Origin of the sequence: Sporosarcina sp. E16_3, from assembly GCF_017347125.1 — a bacterium.
GTDB lineage: Bacteria > Bacillota > Bacilli > Bacillales_A > Planococcaceae > Sporosarcina.
Map to the genome: position 1 here is coordinate 63,615 of NZ_JADPRX010000002.1, position 18,864 is coordinate 82,478.

13 protein-coding genes are annotated in these 18,864 nt (G+C 34.7%); all 13 read right to left on the reverse strand.

Translation table 11 applies throughout. The features are described from left to right. Positions 1-389: 389 nt before the first annotated feature. The 13 genes from I2483_RS02855 to I2483_RS02915 all read right to left on the reverse strand — a co-directional run bounded on the left by I2483_RS02855 (position 390) and on the right by I2483_RS02915 (position 18,851). Positions 390-1,166, reverse strand: a complete 777-nt coding sequence (locus tag I2483_RS02855) for a hypothetical protein (protein WP_207173845.1) — start codon at positions 1,164-1,166, stop codon at positions 390-392. Positions 1,167-1,188: 22 nt separating this feature from the next. After that, entirely contained in the window at positions 1,189-2,562 is a 1,374-nt protein-coding gene (locus tag I2483_RS02860; RefSeq protein WP_207173847.1) for a sensor histidine kinase, read from the reverse strand. Then, the gene (locus I2483_RS02865; RefSeq protein ID WP_207173849.1) at positions 2,552-3,259 is read right to left on the reverse strand and encodes a response regulator transcription factor; all 708 of its coding nucleotides are present in this window, start codon (positions 3,257-3,259) and stop codon (positions 2,552-2,554) included. Before I2483_RS02865 ends, I2483_RS02860 begins: the two co-directional genes overlap by 11 nt. A 587-nt stretch (positions 3,260-3,846) precedes the next feature. Further along, positions 3,847-4,896, reverse strand: a complete 1,050-nt coding sequence (locus tag I2483_RS02870) for a carbohydrate ABC transporter permease (protein ID WP_207173851.1) — start codon at positions 4,894-4,896, stop codon at positions 3,847-3,849. A gap of 12 nt (positions 4,897-4,908) precedes the next feature. After that, positions 4,909-5,778 (reverse strand): carbohydrate ABC transporter permease, encoded by an 870-nt coding sequence (locus I2483_RS02875; RefSeq protein ID WP_207173852.1) that lies wholly within the window; start codon positions 5,776-5,778, stop codon positions 4,909-4,911. Position 5,779: 1 nt separating this feature from the next. After that, positions 5,780-8,014, reverse strand: a complete 2,235-nt coding sequence (locus I2483_RS02880; protein WP_207173853.1) for a DUF5696 domain-containing protein — start codon at positions 8,012-8,014, stop codon at positions 5,780-5,782. Further along, complete coding sequence (locus I2483_RS02885; protein WP_207173854.1) at positions 8,014-10,170, reverse strand: YIP1 family protein; 2,157 nt, start codon at positions 10,168-10,170, stop codon at positions 8,014-8,016. The genes I2483_RS02880 and I2483_RS02885 overlap by 1 nt, the downstream gene beginning before the upstream one ends. A 24-nt stretch (positions 10,171-10,194) precedes the next feature. Further along, positions 10,195-11,103, reverse strand: coding sequence for a carbohydrate ABC transporter permease (locus tag I2483_RS02890; protein WP_207173855.1), 909 nt, complete (start codon positions 11,101-11,103; stop codon positions 10,195-10,197). Positions 11,104-11,105: 2 nt separating this feature from the next. Continuing rightward, the gene (locus tag I2483_RS02895; protein ID WP_481886310.1) at positions 11,106-12,008 is read right to left on the reverse strand and encodes a carbohydrate ABC transporter permease; all 903 of its coding nucleotides are present in this window, start codon (positions 12,006-12,008) and stop codon (positions 11,106-11,108) included. A gap of 85 nt (positions 12,009-12,093) precedes the next feature. Then, positions 12,094-15,075, reverse strand: coding sequence for an extracellular solute-binding protein (locus I2483_RS02900; RefSeq protein WP_218624842.1), 2,982 nt, complete (start codon positions 15,073-15,075; stop codon positions 12,094-12,096). 13 nt (positions 15,076-15,088) lie between these two features. After that, positions 15,089-16,204: an ABC transporter ATP-binding protein gene (locus I2483_RS02905; RefSeq protein ID WP_207173857.1), complete on the reverse strand. Its 1,116-nt coding sequence runs from the start codon at positions 16,202-16,204 to the stop codon at positions 15,089-15,091. 407 nt (positions 16,205-16,611) lie between these two features. Next, positions 16,612-17,952: a sialidase family protein gene (locus tag I2483_RS02910; protein ID WP_207173858.1), complete on the reverse strand. Its 1,341-nt coding sequence runs from the start codon at positions 17,950-17,952 to the stop codon at positions 16,612-16,614. A 56-nt stretch (positions 17,953-18,008) separates the two neighbouring features. Beyond that, positions 18,009-18,851 (reverse strand): glycoside hydrolase family 16 protein, encoded by an 843-nt coding sequence (locus I2483_RS02915; RefSeq protein ID WP_207173859.1) that lies wholly within the window; start codon positions 18,849-18,851, stop codon positions 18,009-18,011. Between the last annotated feature and the right edge of the window lie 13 nt (positions 18,852-18,864).

Here is an 18,864-nt window from a genome sequence, read left to right on the forward strand (position 1 = left end):
ATTTCACAAACAGGCAATTCGTTATCTATTATATCTTGTAGATTTATTATTCTCTTTAAGTATCTAATCTGCATGCCGATGTTAATAACCACCAAATCTCTTCCTGCAATTTTCTGTATTATCCTATAGTTAATAGATAATGAGACAAGATTTGGGACACAAAATTAATCAGGATTAGATCCATTTGGACCTAATCCTAAAGAAAAAATATTTTAAAACAGATTCATAATCGTAATACTTAGTTTCCTAGTTTCCCTATACACCACAAAGTTATGCCTTTTCATTTATCCTGTATATATGCAAATGTAACAAAGGTTGAAGTTATTGTTTTAAATCCTGCTTATATTCATATCATCATTCCTTATACAAGCAGTTACTCTTCAGAAAACTCATGTCATTTCTTTACTTTTACAAAGTACCATCATAAGCGCTAATTGGATAGCTGTCATTATATAAGCGTATACAAAAATCAATCCAATTACTACAAGAGGTGACCAGAAATAATGTAAAAACAGACTGATTAAGCTTGAAACAATGTACATGACTAAAACAAGTGGCAAGGTGATCATAAGGGAATTCATTAAATAGTTTCTACTAGACTTGATTGCTGGAACTAAACCTGTACGATCTACCACCATTGTAAACTCTAAATAAATAAATAGTATGCGTAAGGTTATAAAAAAGACTAAAGAGGCAAATACACCAATAATGCCGAAGAAAATCGCTAAAAAAGCTGTGACGCCAATCTTCCCCAAAAATATAATAACTTCTAGGATAATGAATTGGATCCAACTTCCCATACCAGTCTTAAATAACTGTTTAAAGTTAAATTTCACATCTTTTGCAATAAATGATAAATAGCCAATATAGCAACCTTGTAGAAAAGCCCCAATCATAATCGCAGTAATTGTTATAGCCAATGTAATTGGAGGAATCTCAACTGGTATAGTTAAAAAGCCTATATCATTCACCAGTAATGGAATATTTGACAAGTTACTAACTGAAGGAATCCCCATTTCTAGTATCATTCGAATTGATACTAAATTTTTTCCGTAGAAACCAACAATGGACATTCCTATAGCTAAAGAAACTAAATCATATATTATTGGATATATAATAAGTATTATATTTCTATGTAACTTCTTAAATGCTTCAAAAACTATCACAAAGAACCTCCAGGTTACTATTTTAAGTAGATGTAGTGAGTGCTTCATGTTGAATCGGTATCTTTACCCAAAATCTTGATCCTTCGTTCAATTTACTTTCAAGCCCAATTTCCCAACCATGCGCTTTAGCTAATGCATTGCAAATATTTAACCCAATTCCTAATCCTCCATTTTCACGGGAGCGTGACTTTTCAACCCTGTAAAAACGATTGAAAACCAATACTTGATCCTCCTCCGAAATACCACTCCCATTATCTAGACAATAAAAAACCATTTCATCTGGATAAATTTTAATGCCTATTTCAACTGCCCCCCCGTCGGGAGTATATTTAATTGCATTTGAAATGAAGTTCGTAATGACCTGTATAAAACGGTCAGAATCTACAGCAGCTAAGCACGGCCTATTGGGATGGCTAAAGTGCAATTTAATATTTTTTTGTTTAGCAACAAATAAAAAACCATCATATGTACTTTTAATTAAAGGTATCATATTAACTCTTCTAATATTTAATTTAAATCTCGCGCCTTCTGCTTCAGAAAGATTTTGCACATCAAAAATCAGTCTTGATAATCGATCGACTTCTTCGTAAATGTCCTGCAAATTTTCTTCATTAGTTGGATAGATGCCATCAATAATAGCCTCCATCATTAGTAGCACCGATGTAAGGGGTGTCCGTATTTCATGCGTTAAATCTTCCATCATCTGCTTACGCCAATTTTCCATATTACTAAACTCAACCAACACACTGTTAATAGTATCGACTAGATATGCCATTTCCAATGTTCCACTTTTCGGTACAATTATATCCCGTTTACCCTGCAATACCTTTATTGTCGCAGAATATGTCGATTTCATGGGACTTGTAAGTAATCCAGAAATTAAAAAGCTACTAATAGTTAAGAATATTATTGTGAACTTTGCAACAAAAGCATGTTGATCTTCTAAACCTCTTTGATAGGTTTCCAAAGGTAGCGATATTGCCTTATTATTCAAATCATAATAAGTGCGTATATTACCTAATATAGTCCCTTTCGACAGAACTGGAACATCAAAATAATAGAGTTTAGCATCCTTCTCATTTAATAGACCATTTTTATAAACTTTATCACCAGATTCAATACTTACTAATTCATATTGAATAGAAAATTTTTTTGTAAGATCCTCATATAACCCTATGTTTTCAATTGAGTTTAGACCACCAACTATGTTGGAACTCAAATAGTTACTCATTCTATAAGTTTGCTCTTTGTAGTATTCTATTTTATCATTCTTTAACCTGTTATCTGAATAAACTATACTAGTGATATAAATAACTCCAACTGTAAGTAAAGAAGTTATCATTAAGAGCAAAAAAAGGATTACTTTCGTTTTTTTAAAAAAATTCTTAGACAACATAAATTTTATCCGACTCAAAGTTAAATTGATAACCAGATCCGATCCGTGTAGTAATATACAACGGATTTTTTGGATCTTCTTCAATTTTTTTACGTAAGTTTTTTATATGTGCATCCATTGTACGGCCATCACCAATAAATCGATATCCTTGGACTTGATAGGATAAGTCTTCCCTACTTAATACTTTACCTGGTTTCTTTAAAAGTGCATCTAGCAATTTAAACTCTGTTACCGTTAACCTGATTAATTTACCATCTTTGAAAACTTCTTTTGATTCAAAGTTTATTACTAAACTATTTCTATTAAAGCTCATTATTGGATTCGTTTTCTGGGTAAACATTTCTATTCTTCTTTGCAATGCATTAATACGAGCTAGTACTTCTTTTATTCTAAAAGGCTTTGTGATATAATCATCTGCACCAATATTCAACCCTTTGATCATATCTTCTTCTTTTGACTTGGACGAAATTATTAATATGGGAACGTTTGAAGTAGTTCTTATTGCTTTACAAACTTCTTCACCAGACAATTTGGGTATCATTAAATCTAAAATAATTAAGTCGAATTTAATTTTCTTGACTTTTTTCAAAGCATCCAATCCATCGCAGGAAGTCAAAACATCCCATCCTTCTTTTATTAAATATGACTTAAGTACATCACGAATAGAAGATTCATCCTCAACAAGTAGAATATGCAAAATTAATCTCCTCCCTAATAATTTCCTGAAACATAATTCCGGAAATGTGGACATAACTTTCAATTAACTTAAAGTATAAATCCATTCATTTCCTTACTTTATTAGGTTAACTAACTAATGTAATTAAAAAACGGAAATATTGGCATTAAAAAAGTGTAATCGATTTCATTTAATGCAATTTCACTTAAATACAAACACCTTACCGATTCATAAAATTCAATCTATACGACAACTTTATCATTTCAACCAACATTTGTCTATACTTCACATAAATATCATTTATATTGGTTACACAAATGGGAGTATTAAAACTTATGTGAAAATAACAGTCAAATCTTTCCCATAAACCAAAACTATTTAATTTTACTCATCGCGTGCTTGAATGAAACTGATATTGCTACGTGTAGCGCATTGTTGTTTGTAGGTTTCAAGTTGGAAAACTAGGAATCGTTCGAGTGATTATTCATTTGAAATTTTTCATAACGATAAAAAGCACCAATTGCTTGTTTTCCCAAGCGAATGATGCCTTTTATCGTTATGCGGATTTATTCATAACGTTTTTGGTTTGGTGATTTATACACTAATAATCACTCAACTAATCCTGTTCTTTCAACACTTTCTACAAAATGTTTTTGGAATATCAAGAAGATTAGTAATGGCGGTAAAATAACTAAGAAGCTCGCTGCCATCTTAATTGCCCCGGCATCCAAGGATGAAATTTGTTGCGTTTCAACGAGACTAGTGATTAGTTTATCTAATTGAAGAGTTTCACTTGCTAAAGGTAAAAATTGTGAATCCGATAGGAACATTTGTGGGAAATACGTGTCATTCCATGTCCAAACAAATGAAAACAGGAACACTACCAAGATTGCAGGTTTTGCCAATGGAAGCATAACCTTAAAATAAAATTTGATTGCGGTTGCACCATCAATCTTTGCAGCCTCCTCTAGTTCTTTTGGCTGCGTCGCAAAAAACTGCCGGAAAATAATAACGAACAATGCTCCTTTAACTCCAAAACCCAATACTGATGGAATGATTAGTGAGATGATCGAGTTATTAAGTCCTAAATTTGTATAAGCAATTATTGTAGGTAAAATAATTACTTGTGGAGGAATAATAAATGATAATAATAGTAACCCAAAAACTAACTTTTTAAAAGGAAATTGTAATCGTGCTAACGCATAACCCGCAAGTCCACAAGAAATAACATGAAAAACAGAGGTAGACAAAGCAATAAGTAGACTTATCATAACCGCTTGAGGATAGTCCAGCATTTCCCAAGCCGTTTTCAGTTGTCCTAGATAAATTTTACTAGGAATCCATGTAATTGTAGGATTCATCAAATCGCTTGTCGTTTTCACCATATTGACCATCATTTTTATTATTGGGTTTAAAAAGATATAGGAGGTTGCTATGAAAACAATGTATAAAAAAGTCTTAAAGAGAAGTCCCTCATTCACTTCTCTTCCAAGTATCATATAGCGCATTGAATTTAATTTACCCGTATAATATCGTTTGTCTTTTGGTCTATTTTCGCCACTAGGAACAATTGGATTTTTATGTGTTTTTTCTTTCCTAGGTTCTTTTTTAATCTTTGATTTATTTTCTTTTTCTACTGTTTGGATATTTGTGTTCATTTACAACACTCCTTAATGTTTACCTAACTTTTGAGTTCTATTCACCCTCATAAATGTCAGCATAACGATTAGTAAAAATAGGATAATAATCACAAAATAAATCCATGAAAGTGCACTACTATAGCCATAGTTGCCTGTCCCTATAAGCTCAATGACAGGATTAAATGGAAATGTAAACATATCAACAACAGTGTAAATTAAATTCAAGAAAATAAATGGTGACATTGCTGGTAATGTTATTTTCCAAAAGATTTCCCAAGGAGAAGCGCCATCAATCCTTGCAGATTCATATGCTGATATCGGGATTGTTTGTCTACCGGCTAGGAATATTAGAATTTGAACTCCTGAGTACCACAAAACAAGAACAAAACGATTAAGCAACGTTTTTATTGGTTGCCCCCAGGAACTATCTCCCAGAAATGAATCTAAGTACGCTCCTAATGCAAAGCGATCCAAGAAGCCTAAACTACCTTCTCCTTGATTTACAAATTCAGTTAATAAATATCCAGTAGAAAATATAACAGGAAGGAAAAATATTGCTCGGAATATAAATCTTCCTTTTAGTTTTTGATTAAGTGATATTGCTATTAAAAATGAAAATATTATGATTATAGGAACCATGATTAGAACTTCTTGAAAATAAGGGATCAATTTGTCATAAAATATAGATCCATTTAATAAGATTTCTCGATAGTAATTAAGTCCATTAAAGTCATACTGCATACCACTAGGCAATACTTTAACTTTATGGAAACTCATAAAGAGTGAAAACCCTAGCGGAAAGGCTAGAAAGGTAAGGAACCCAATTAGCCATGGAGCGATGAATAAGATTCCTTCAATGTTTCGTCCTATTACTGGACTTAGTGTTCTTTTTTTCAGCATATCAGTCCCCCCCTTCCAAAATAATAAAGCCCTCCGCGCCTACTTTATTTCCATCATAGGTGTAGGAGTGTTCATTATAATTAACGATAATTCTTTTCTTATTTTCGTACTTGGTTTCAAATACACCTTTGGTAATCTCGCGATGGTCTACGATAAACTGATCCTGAACATCGGCAAGTGCTTCATTAAACAGTTGATATTGTGAAGCTATTTCCGCTTCCCAGTCTTTATAGTACGTACTATAAAATCGGTACATTGACCTAGATTCAAGTAAGCGATGTGACTCTTCATATGTTACTAAGAAAGATGGTGTCGCACCGTACTCTATCCCTTTTAGTAATGATTCTTTTACATTACCACTCATATTCCCGTAGTTAAAGGAGTAACTTACCAACCCGTGAAGTGCAATTTGTGCAAATGGAATCGTACGATCGACAAATAAATCGTAAGAATAGTCATTATGCATCTGTTCTATATGACTACTATCTTGTAGTGTATAAAAGTTTCCTGAGGTGATTCGTACATCCCCAAATTCTTCTTTTGTCTTCTTAATTATATCTTTTTGGATTTCCTTAACTTCATGGCGTTCTGCAATATGATTTTCATTATAATCAGATGGTAATGAAGATCCAATTCCTTCACCAAATAAATAACCCTGAACACCTAGTTCCTTTGCTTTTTCGAGCTCTTTGAAGATAATGCCTTGCATAAATCGTGGACTGACTAAAACAGTATTATTATCCCTCTTTTTAAACTCCATGACATTTGATCCTAAATCACGTAACCCATCTCTATTTGCTCTGAAGCCATTCGCACCAGTGCTATTATAAGTATAGGTGCTAGCATCAAGATAGACTGAATGACCTTTTTCACGAGCAAAGTCAGTGAACTCTTTCATTTCATCATTACCGCCAAGTTTTTTTGCTATCGGAAAATGACTCCCATACTTTCCATAGCCACTTTTTTCCCATCCGTGGTAGGTAATGGACATATCATTGACACCTAAGCTGCCTAAATCTTTAACAATATCAATCGCTTGTTCAGTGGTTGTTAATGGAAGATATGAATCCCAGATAAAACCACTTTTCATACCCCCGCCAAGTATATGTAAAGATAGTTCTAGGTTTTTATCATCAGATTCCTTCCGTTTTAAACCTTGTTCCTCCATTAAATACTGTCGATATCTTCCAGCCATATTGACATAATCTGCTTCATCAATCATATAGTACCGAATTGCACGCTTAGTTCGCTGCATATCTTTGCTATAAATATAGAAACCATCGGTCTTTTGTTTATTTGTTGGCTGAAAAACTTTAAATCGAAACAGATGTTCACCCGTAACCCAGTTATACTGGCTATATGATTCTGATGGTGCCGATACAATATTCGTATACGTGTCACCTTCATGAACAACCCCTAATATTGCTTGGTTATTGGCCTTTATTCCAAATACCGGCATTTTTATTGGTAACCTTGATGAGAGACTGGCTTTTGTAGCAAAAGCTTGGTCAAAACCATAAATTCTTTCGCTATAAAGACTGTTAGTACTCGCTCGGTTCTTTTTAAAATCAACTAGAACTCCAGAGCCATCCGGTAAAAATAAGAAACCCTCTTCATCATCTGAATTATCGGCACCTAAAAATGGAAATAGTCGAAGAGATACTAGGTGAGCCCCATTATCTTTTTTCGCATTTACGTTTTCTTGAATATCATCAGCCAAAACTATTGTTTCTACAAAATCTTCTTCCAACCGAACCTCAATAGGTATGACAAATCCTAAATCTGGTATTTCATACGTTACTCTGTAACCATTTTCTATCTTTTCAAACGTTATATTTGATTTACTACTGAAATAATTGGACTCTTTAACTTGATCCTTTCTCTCTTTCGTTTCGACGTAAGAAAACATAAATGGTGACTTTAAATGTGATTGCCATGAAGCTGCTGTTTTCTCTTCATCCCATTTGTCTGGATTAGGAAATGATTTTAACACATCCCCTATTTTTTTATTTTCCACTGTGAAATGACCAGTCTTAGGGTCAGCTCTTAATATAAACCCATCATTTTCTGCAATTTTTTGAAAATCTTCTGCATCTGGAAATACAAGCGTTTTGCTATTATTCTTTACCACAACGCCTTTTTTATCATTGTTTTCCGCAAAAGAAGTTGTTGTAATAAATGATAATAATAGAGTCAGGATTGTTAGGTTTGCCAAAAACTTCTTCCAAAATTTCATTACATTGTCAACTCCCGGTATAGTGTCATAATGAAGTCTATTGTCTCAGAAGTAAGACCTATAATTATAAATATCAATACCCATAGTATAATCATTGAAAATAAAGATAATAATATACTTACAACTGTTTCTCCGACAGAGTAATTTTGCAATGTCATAATCATCCAAAAGAATAATACAACACACCATAATGTCATGAATCCACTAATCGTACTGTAAATTGATACTTCACTTATTGTCATGATATTGGATAGAAATGCTAACGGTAGACCCAGAACAAAAATCGGAAAAAGTGCATATGCACTACCTACAAATATATCTTTAAACCTTGCTTGTCCCTGTTTTATTGCCCCTATTAAATAGTGGCAAATCACCCATGAAATCCATATGGCAATCGATATTGTCAAAATCGAAGTGACATTTATCGTTCCTTCTTGAACAGGCTGGAAAGTAAAGCTAGTTAAAAATATTCTTGAAAATGCTATAAAAATAACAAGTACTAGTATGATTAGTGAACTTAAATATCCTCCCATATTTCTAAATCTAATATCATCAAAACCATCGATTGGATGTCTTAAAATATAAAATGCGTGTTTTAATTGATCAAAAAGAGTTGGTTGCGGCTTATTAATTGTTTCCCTCCTCTTTTTTGTAGTTAGCGCATTTTTATTTTTCTTTAATCTTATCTTTTGAACTTGGATCCAAATAAGGAATATCGTTCCGAATAATACAAATCCGTTTGCGAAATAAGGAAATTTATTTTGGAACCAATTTAAACGAATTTGCCAAAATGAATCTGAATATCCATTCTCATCTCCAGCACGTTTATATAGTTCCCTTGCTTCTTCATATTCTTCTTTATAAAATGCAGACCTTGCAAGGCCGGTATACGCTGGGGTGAATAAAGCATTTTGTCTCGCCACTTCTTTCCAATACTTTTCGCTCTTGTCATATTCCCCTTGTTCCGTTAAAATAAAGGCTGTTTGAACCGTTTCACCAAACTCAGTTGGTTTTAGCACTTGAATTAGGTTTAAAGAGTCGTCCAATACAAGTATTTGCTTGCGGCTATTTGTTTCAACAGCAACTGGGCTAATTGGAACACCCTTTTGTCTTGATCCAGATAGTACTGGGGCACCCCAGAAAAAAATAATTTCACCATTTTTGTCAAATTGAGCAATAATAGAGCTAGCTTTGTCTGCAACCGTGACAATTCCATTTCCATCGACCGAAATATCGGTTAGATTTGTACTGCTACCTGTAGCTGGTTCTTCTTGACTAGTTGTCCTACTTAGAAATTTTAAATTTATATTTTCTTCATACTGAAAATCTTTCCATTGATTTTCACCGCGAATATTCAACTTTTTAATTTGCTCTGCCCCATCATTTGATACTGTATGGATATAACCAGTGTTATCAATAGAAATATTCGTAATTGGATTTGGGAGTAATCGAACTTGCCTACTTAACTGTTCTTTTGTATAAAATGTATTTCGAATCCTATCCATTAAAGTGACTTCAGTTATATTCGTACCATAAAACCCATAAAACTCACCCTCGGGATTGAACTGGATAATACCCTGAAACGTTCCACGGGAGACAACATAAACAAATCCTCTACTATCTACAATCATGTTCGTTGGTTCATATACAAAAGACTCATCAATATACTTAGATACTGGGCGTAAATACTCTTTAATTATTCCACCATCTTTATCTAGATGTAATACTCTTCGATTACCTGTATCGGCAACATATATTTCATTTTTTTCTGTTACGAACAGGCCTGAAGGTTTACTCAATGGGCTGTCTGGAACTAATAGTATCCTTACCAGTTCACCATTCTCGTCTAAATGAACAATTCGATTATTGCCTGTATCAGCAATATATATTTCATCATTGTTGGCAACAAAGAAATCCTTTGGTTGATTTAGTGGTGAATACACACTTTCACCATTTTCATCTTCTATATAAATATCATCTGCCAGTACTCCATGAGGTTCAAATGCTGGCTGGGTAAAAATTGTTTGTCCAAAACCATTTACGCTGAACGTATCAAAAGGACTTTCTGCTTTGACCGTTGTCGAAAATGATAGGAATAAGGTAATAAGGATAAACGTGGCTATATACTTTTGCCATTTTTCCCTTATTTCTCCCATAAATATCCCTCCCTTTTTTCCATCTTATTTAATCCCAGAATGAGCCATTGTAGCAATTACTTTCCTCTGGAAGAATAAAAAGATTAATAGCTGAGGCAAAAACATGATAAGTGCGCCTGCCGCAGCAGCTCCTTGTCGTGCAACAGAATTCGATAAATTGGCTGTTAAGGACATCATATAGTAAGGCAATGTCTTCATTGACTCATCCTGCATGAATAATTGTGAAGTTTCAACGTTACCCCATACTGTTTGAAAAGCTATAATGGATATAGTTGCAACTGCTGGTGTTACTAAAGGAATAACGATTTGTAGAAAGGTCCGTATTTCTGAAGCACCATCTATTTTAGATGCTTCCATTATTTCGTTTGGTACTTGGTCCATAAACTGCTTCATTAGAAATACTCCTACAGGCATAGCGATTAGTGGAAGTACATGTCCCCAATACGTATTCATAATACCCAAGTTTTGTATAACTACAAATCTAGGGATTTGTATAACAGTCGGAACAAAAAGTAGTGACAACATGATCGCTGAAAAAACAAAATTTGCTCCTGGGAATTTATGTTTTGATAAGGCGTATGCACAAAAAGCACTGGTCATTACCATTGAAACCGTTGTTATGACGGTAACTACAACACTATTAAAGATGTATCGAGTTACTGGTACAAAAGTGCTTTGCGTTAAAGATAATAGCTCAACAAAGTTTTGAGTTGTTGGCTCACGTACAATAAATGTTGGAGGAAAGAGAAATAACTCATGTAATGGTTTAAAAGCATGATTTATTATATAAACAATTGGCAAAAGCATAAAAATGGACAATAATGTTAGAAAAAATAAAATTACATATTGAGCCCGATCCATATGCTTAAACTCCCGCATAAAGTTAGCTAATTTCCAATTTAGATTTGAGCCTATTTTTTTAAGAGTCTCCATATTTAGTTTTCACCTTTTTCCTCTAAAATATAAGTAAAGATACGGCTTAAGAAAAACATCATTATTAATAGAACTACAGAAATTGCGCTTGCATAACCTAATTCATAACGTATAAAACCATAATCTTCTATATGACTGAGCATGATTTGACCCGCATAGTTAGGGGTTGGGTTAGACCCGGATAGTTGTACACCCAAACTACCAGATTGCAATGTATGTACAATCGACATAATAGCGGCAAATAACAATTGTGGTTTCATTAAAGGGACAGTAATATACCAGATTTCTTGTAATCTACTAGATATACCATCCATTTTTCCTGCATCATACAGTTCCTTATCAACACCTAGTAATCCTGCCAACATTGCTAAAAAACCAATACCCATACTTGACCATATAGCGACAAGAATCATAATATTTAAAAGCCATGCTTGATCCTGTAAGAAAATAATTGGTTCGGTTAGAAAACCCCATTTTAATAAGAAGCTATTAACATAACCCGTTCTATCACCAGTAAACATAACCTGCCAAACTACAGTCATTGCAACTCCAGCTGCTAGCGATGGAGCGTACATCGCTAGCGCATAACCCATTCGTAATGTATTTGGAAGTTGCGAAATGAACCATGCAAGTAAAAAAGAAAAAACAAAGGCAACTGGGCCTACAAACAAAGAAAACTTAAATGTATTTGGTAATACATTTTGTAATAACACAATATCTTGTGAAAATAACGTTTGATAGTTTAGCCAGCCTACCCACGTTGGAAATTGAATCGAGTTAAAATAAGTGAAACTTAAACCAATCGCAGTAACGACTGGAATGACAATAAATATTGTAAAAAGTATTAAAAATGGAGCTATGAATAGATAGGATAAACGGAATTTCCAAATATTCTTCATTTTCATTTTAGACCATTTCAGTATTTTTTCTTTAAAACCATTCTCTTTCTCTACTTTTTGTCTATTGATAGTTGACTCTTCCTTCACAAGACTATTGTTCAAAGCGTTTTGCTCCTTCCCATGGTTCTTTAATCACTGGAAGATCTAAAGAATGTTTTGTAGTACCATCTTTTCCTAGTATATTAAATTCATTTTGTTTTCTCTTTAACTCACGATTAATTTCTTTCACGGCCTTTTCAAGTTCTATTCTTGGGTTCCCTCCTTCTAAGATTGTCTGGTTCCAAGCAAACTCTAACTGCCTAATCGACATGTAACCTCCTGGTACATTTGCAATATCTTTTATCCATTGCCATTGATCTAAAATCACATCCAAATCGGCTTGTCTCCATGGCATTTTGGAAAATGCATCAATGTTTGCCGAGTTCCACCGAAACGTTTCCCCTCTGAACTGCTCCAAGTTTAAACCATACTCAGCTTGCGTATCAGCAGATGCATACCACTTTACAAATTCCCAAGCTGTATCTTGCTTTTCGGCTATTGTATCGTTGAAAAGCATCATACTTGTTGTATCAAAACTTGTGGCACCAGCCCAGCGGACCACTTCACCCGACTCATTTACATGTCCCGGAATCGGAGCTATACCCCAAACATCTAGAATTTCTGGGGCAGCAACAAGAAGTTGCATATATTGATTAAAATCAGCTATACCAATCGGGTATTCGCCTTTTCTGAATTGTTGATAAAAGCTTTGAACTTGTAAATCCATTCCATGAAGATTGAATAGATTTGTCCATTCTTCAAATGCCTTAACCGCATTCGTTTGATCTAATCCAGAAGCCAAACCGTCGTCCGTATATAAATCGATATCATTTTGATAGAGCATATACGAGAAATCTTTAGGATCCACAAAAAAGTTATTTTGATTCTGTAATAAAGTCGGCATCATATTGTAAACATCTTCCCATGTATCAGGTACGTCTAAATCCAATTGATCTAAAATGTCTTTTCTATAAAATAGCACTTTGAAATTAATTGTTTCGGGAACGCCAAAGTATCCACCGTCATAATAAAAAGGTAGTAATGCACCTGGTGCATAATTATTCAGTACATCTTTCGATCCTGGTAATGTCGTTAGGTCTTTTGCAACTCCACGCAGCGCCATCTCAAATGGCATATCAGCAGGGACTCCTAAAGCAACGTCCGGCATTATCCCAGCGGCTTTAGCTAATATCAATAAATTTTTATCTTGAATTAAGTTTACATTAACTTTAATCCCATGTTTTGGAGTGAATTGTTGATCTGCTAGCTGCTGTAGTTCTTCAGCATAATCTCTTCCCCACATCATCCAAACATTTAGTTCCTCTTCCTCTTGTCCTGCTAATTCATTTTGACCTGAAAAGGAATACATTAAAGAATTAAACATTCCTTTAATTTTTTCTGGGCCATTTGCAGTCATACGGGGAAATTCGCTTTTGTCGGATGTCAAATAATATTTATCAATTTGTAATGGACCATTCATTAGTTCGCGTCTTTGACTTTCAACTCTTTCTTGTAATGTTCCAATACTAACTTGTTTATTAGGTATCTCGTTTGGCTTTTTAAGTAGTGTATCAATATCACGAGCTAATGAATTAAACGCCTGTGAAACATTACTAGTTTCTACGTTTATTTTTATCATTTGTTTTGCCATACCCTCAAAATCATTGTGCATGTTCTCTAGTTTTTCAATTAGTCCTGGCAATTCCTTTTTCACATTCCAAACCCTAAAACTATCCTCACGATCACCTGAAGCAATTCGAAGTTCTTTCGCAATTGCTCCAATTTCCCTTGATATGCTATCAATTTGGATAATCAAAGGTACAAAAGGTTCGTACGTCACTTCCGAAGTAATTGTGTGCTTTCCTTTCTTTAAGTAAAATGAAAATGGTTTTTCACTTACGTCTTTTAGAACTATTTCCTGCCATCCGGATGCATATGGAATTTGATAGTTTTTCATTTCCTCAAACGGAATTTCACCATCAACATAAAATGTCCTAAAGATGGATAGATTTTTACGGTAGTTTTGTAGCCCTCTAAATGCTACTTTGTATTCACCGTCTTTTGGAACTTCAAATTCCCATGTAACAGCTTGTCCACCTTCAAACCAACTCATCCCGCCCAACGTGTTGAATTTGATCTTTTTAAGTGATTCTGGCGTCGTTATAGGATCACGGTCATATTGCACTTGAATTGAAGTAGTGTTTTTCTTTATAAAATCCTCAGCTTCAATCATTATTACTTCATCTGTACCTAATGATGCGGTAGGGTACCCCTCTTTTACATCTTCATAGAATTCAAAGTTTTTTGATTTATTAATAGATAATGATTTAAGTGCCACCGCTTCCCTTAACACAAATAACCTGATTTTGTTAGTTCCTTTTTTAAAGTGGAATAATAGTGGCTCAACAGATGCACCTCCAGAATCACGAAAGGCATCGGTTTTCCAATCAGTTAATTCTTGAACCAACGAGCGAATTTGGTTTCCACTTTCATCATATTGAACGTCTTGATCAATAAACTCTCTTTTTAATTCTATTGAGCGGGCTTCTCTGTATTGATAAGAACCATTAATTTCTGCTCCTAGGATTACAGACTGTCTACTACCTCCGTCTTCTTGTAAAAACGGAAAATAATCAACGTTGATTTGATATAGCCCCTCATTCTCTAAATCCACCTCATATTCAACCCAACCACCTGGGTTTGACCAAAGTAAAGCATTTTCTTCACCAGCATATGAACCGATTTTAATATTCGATTCTGCTGACTTCTTTGTAAAATCACTTGCAGCAAACTCTATACTTTCTACACCATAATTTATATCTTCATCTTTCCACTTTTCATGCGTTTCATAGAAGTAGGGCTCAAGTGCTCTATCATGTGTTGTTTCCGTTTCAGCATTTTTAGATTTACTTTCTTCCGCATAAATTGTATTATGCTTTTCCCCACCGACTAACACCATGCTACTAACTAGAATGAAAATTAGTGAAGTATTTATTATTTTTTTAAATTGTCTCTTTCCAATTTGACGTTTCATTCTCTCCCTCCATTCAATCTTCCATTAGTTCCTTAGTATCTCTGTCAAAAAACAAAGCCTGTTCCATATCAATTCCCACAGATACTTTATCACCTTCTTCGAAACGGTATCTAAGATTTGCACGAACAGATAGCTTCTGTTTGTTATGTGATAGTAGATGATAATAACGATCTGAACCTACAAATTCATCAAAATCTAAAACTCCATTAATTGTTGTAAGTGGAGAACTATCTAGAAAACTTGGTTCATAACTTACGTTTTCTGGTCTGAAACCTATATAGACAGTTGGCTTAACTCGCTGCTTTTTCATCATTTTTGCTTGTCTCTCGGTTAGTTGTAATTTAAACGTTTCAGATATAAATAGAAGAATTCCTTGTTCTTCTACAATCCTGCCTTCAAATAGATTCATTGGGTGATTACCAATAAACTTTGCAACAAACATATTCCGTGGCCTGCTATAAATCATTTCTGGAGTATCTACTTGTTGGATTTCTCCTTTTTCCATTACAACTATTCGGTCTCCCATTGTCATTGCTTCTATTTGATCGTGTGTAACATATATGGAGGTTACCTCCATTCTTCGATGAATATTAACAATTTCTTCTCTCATTTGCCCTCTAAGCTTAGCATCAAGATTTGATAGTGGCTCATCCAGTAAAAATGCCTTTGGGCTTCGAACTATCGCTCTTCCTAGGGCAACACGCTGTCTTTGACCACCACTTAAATCACTTGGTTTACGTTCAAGGAAGTTCCCGATTTCAAGTACTTTTGCTGCCTTTCTCACTGCAATATCAATTTCATGCTTTGGAACTTTTCTAATACGTAACCCAAACGCAATGTTTTCATAAACCGTTAGATTTGGATATAAAGCATAGTTTTGAAATACCATTGAAATATCACGATCTTTTGGTGGTTGATCATTTATTAGCGTATCACCTATATAAATCTCACCTTCAGTAATATCTTCAAGGCCAGCAACCATTCTTAGAGTTGTAGACTTTCCACAGCCAGATGGACCTAAAAAAACTAAAAACTCCCGGTCATCAATGTCTAAATTGAAATTTTTCACCGAGTATTCCAACTCTTTACCGTAGCGTTTTGCGACATTATTTAACATTATTCCAGCCATTGGGTTGCCTCCTAGGGTTCAATATTTTAGTTTACATTGCGATTTCCTACTCTTTTGATATGCTTCATTAGTTCCAATGTGGAAGCGCATACAAGTATTCGAGAAATATATCTTGTTGTACAATTCTTCATAGCCCTTTCCAAAATTAATTAAAAACTGTTATTTCGTCGGCGATTCCTCAATATCTAAGTTAGAGTTTCTTTACCTCTTTATAACACTTTACCTGTTTGCCTATGAATTTAGTGTGAAGATTACTATTTAATCTAACATTTATAAAGTAAAATGGATTAAACCTCAGATCCCTAATGCCACTTATTATAAAAACAACGACAAAAGACCATCTAAATTATAGATGGTCCTTTAGGAAAATGTACTAAGATTCCATCCAAAACTGCTGTCCAAATTAATTATAGTTTCAACCAATCTAACGTAAATGTCCCAAATTGAATATCCATGTTATTCCAATCCGAATAATCATAAACACGTTCATAGAGGACACCTATTTCACCATTTGCTAGTACAGTTAAACAAGAATAACCGTAATGGCCTTCTTCAATCACTTTACTAAATGGCCACGTTTTTCCGCCATCTTCGCTTAAACGAACCATTCCTTTCTCCCTTGTTTTTTCATCAGCAGGGTTTGCGAAAAGCACTCGGACTTTCCCATCCCCTTGATCAGGATATAAAACAACACTCGATTGACAAATCGGATCTAGTAAAGTCATATCAAATGTTACTTCTCCCCAAGTTTCTCCTCCATCAGTACTCGTTGCAACTGCTGTTCGTTGAATTCCGAAATGATTTCGTAAATAATAACGAAGTTCCCCAGTCGGTAGCTCAATGACCTGTGACTCAGTTAACATATGATTATGCTCAGAAAGTGTTTCTGCACATAATGTTTCTTCGTTTATAACTCTTCCATCATTCGGTGATTCGCCACGGTGCCAAGTAACACCAAAGTCATCGCTATAAATCAAAGCACAAGACATATGTCCTGTTGCATTTGAAAAATAGATGGGGAATAGTAATCTACCCGCTTTTTCTCCATGCATTAACTGAATACCACAGCCAGGACCTGACCCAATAAAACGCATCCATTCTTCTTTTACCATTGGATTTAATTCTCTTGGCTCTGACCATGTAAGGCCATCGTCTTTACTTTGAATCACTTGCAAAAATGAAGTTCTAGCTTCTAGCAAACTTTCATTTGGGTCAATACCCTTTTTGTAATAAATATTGCCACATCCTTTATCACCTTCGAATACATAGCCTTTTCTATCAACCGTGTAACCCGTAATATTCCCTTCCACGTCCCGTACTTTTCCATCTTCAGACAACAAATAAGTATTCCCTTTGTTGTCAAAGAGTTTTCTGCGTCCATCTGCGCTGAAACCCATTCCGACTTCACTTGCCCATAAACCAATTCCACCTGGCGTATGCATGTAAAGCATGTAAATGGTGCCTGTTACTTTATCTTCTAGTAATGCCGAATCAATCGCTGCTGCACCGTCTAACCCTTCCCCAGCAAATGCCACTAAGTTTTGGATTGGATTCCATGTCTGACCGTTGTCCACACTTCGTCTAATTGCCATCTCAATTTGGTTAGGATTGTCTGTTTGATCAACTATTCTTGCATCAATTCCTGCAATAACTGTTCCCTTACTCGTTGTAATCATAGACGGAATTCGAAACGCTTTTGAACCTCCATAGTTTGGGTAAAAAATTGCTTGTGTCTCAATGTTCGCCATTTGTAAAACTCCTCACATTTCCAATATTGTACTTTCTATTCTGACAAATAACCCTACTAATCTTTCTTTTCATACACGCGTACATAATCGACTACCATTTGAGCCGGGAGTTTCGCACTCCTTATATCGCCAGCCCAGTCACCAACTTCTGCAGTAATTTTTAGATAAGCGGGTACTTGTGAGACTCCTCCCGCAGAAGTTCGCCATGTTTCAACATCATCTACATAGAATATATACTCATCTTCATTCCACTCTAATCCGAATGTAGTAAAACCTTTGTAAGCTTCAGGGATAATAGTAGATTTACCTACACTTCTATGGTCCTTTTCATACCCATCCCAATGCAAAGCATGATCTATTTTGTTATACCTAGCAAAAGGTGTTTCAAAAATATCAATTTCTGTGCCATCTTTTCCTTCACCACCTACTTGATGAACAGAGTCAGACATTAACCAAAATGCAGTCCAATATCCTTCTTCAATTGGTAATTGAGCACGGATTTCATAATAGCCGTACGCTTGTTCAAATAATCCAATCGAGCGTATTGCACCTGAATAATAATTACCTTCTTTTTCACTGATTTGAATAATTAATTGACCATCACCATCTAAGTAGGCATCCTTATCAGACCATTGACCATTATGTCTCTTCCATTCAGGTGCATGTCCCCATTTTTTATCATCCAGCTTTTCACCAGTAAATGTATCTTCAAATGTTAGCGTCCAGCCTTCTCTCTCACTACTTTTTGGTGCATCAACCACTATCAACTCTTCTCCTCCATCATGAATAGGTTGAACATTTTTTTCACTTGAACAAGCGGGAAGTATTCCGATAATTACTAAACAAGTGATTAGTCTTAGCCATACGCCGCCATGAGTAAGGCTATTTTTTCTTTTCATGATTTTTTCCTCT

Bases quoted from the DNA above. Each gene is read 5' to 3' on its own strand.
- I2483_RS02860 (WP_207173847.1), bottom strand. From the start codon at position 2,562: ATGTTGTCTAAGAATTTTTTTAAAAAAACGAAAGTAATCCTTTTTTTG.
- I2483_RS02870 (WP_207173851.1), bottom strand. From the start codon at position 4,896: ATGAACACAAATATCCAAACAGTAGAAAAAGAAAATAAATCAAAGATT.
- I2483_RS02875 (WP_207173852.1), bottom strand. From the start codon at position 5,778: ATGCTGAAAAAAAGAACACTAAGTCCAGTAATAGGACGAAACATTGAA.
- I2483_RS02880 (WP_207173853.1), bottom strand. From the start codon at position 8,014: ATGAAATTTTGGAAGAAGTTTTTGGCAAACCTAACAATCCTGACTCTA.
- I2483_RS02885 (WP_207173854.1), bottom strand. From the start codon at position 10,170: ATGGGAGAAATAAGGGAAAAATGGCAAAAGTATATAGCCACGTTTATC.
- I2483_RS02890 (WP_207173855.1), bottom strand. From the start codon at position 11,103: ATGGAGACTCTTAAAAAAATAGGCTCAAATCTAAATTGGAAATTAGCT.
- I2483_RS02895 (WP_481886310.1), bottom strand. From the start codon at position 12,008: ATGAAAATGAAGAATATTTGGAAATTCCGTTTATCCTATCTATTCATA.
- I2483_RS02900 (WP_218624842.1), bottom strand. From the start codon at position 15,075: ATGAAACGTCAAATTGGAAAGAGACAATTTAAAAAAATAATAAATACT.
- I2483_RS02905 (WP_207173857.1), bottom strand. From the start codon at position 16,204: ATGGCTGGAATAATGTTAAATAATGTCGCAAAACGCTACGGTAAAGAG.
- I2483_RS02910 (WP_207173858.1), bottom strand. From the start codon at position 17,952: ATGGCGAACATTGAGACACAAGCAATTTTTTACCCAAACTATGGAGGT.
- I2483_RS02915 (WP_207173859.1), bottom strand. From the start codon at position 18,851: ATGAAAAGAAAAAATAGCCTTACTCATGGCGGCGTATGGCTAAGACTA.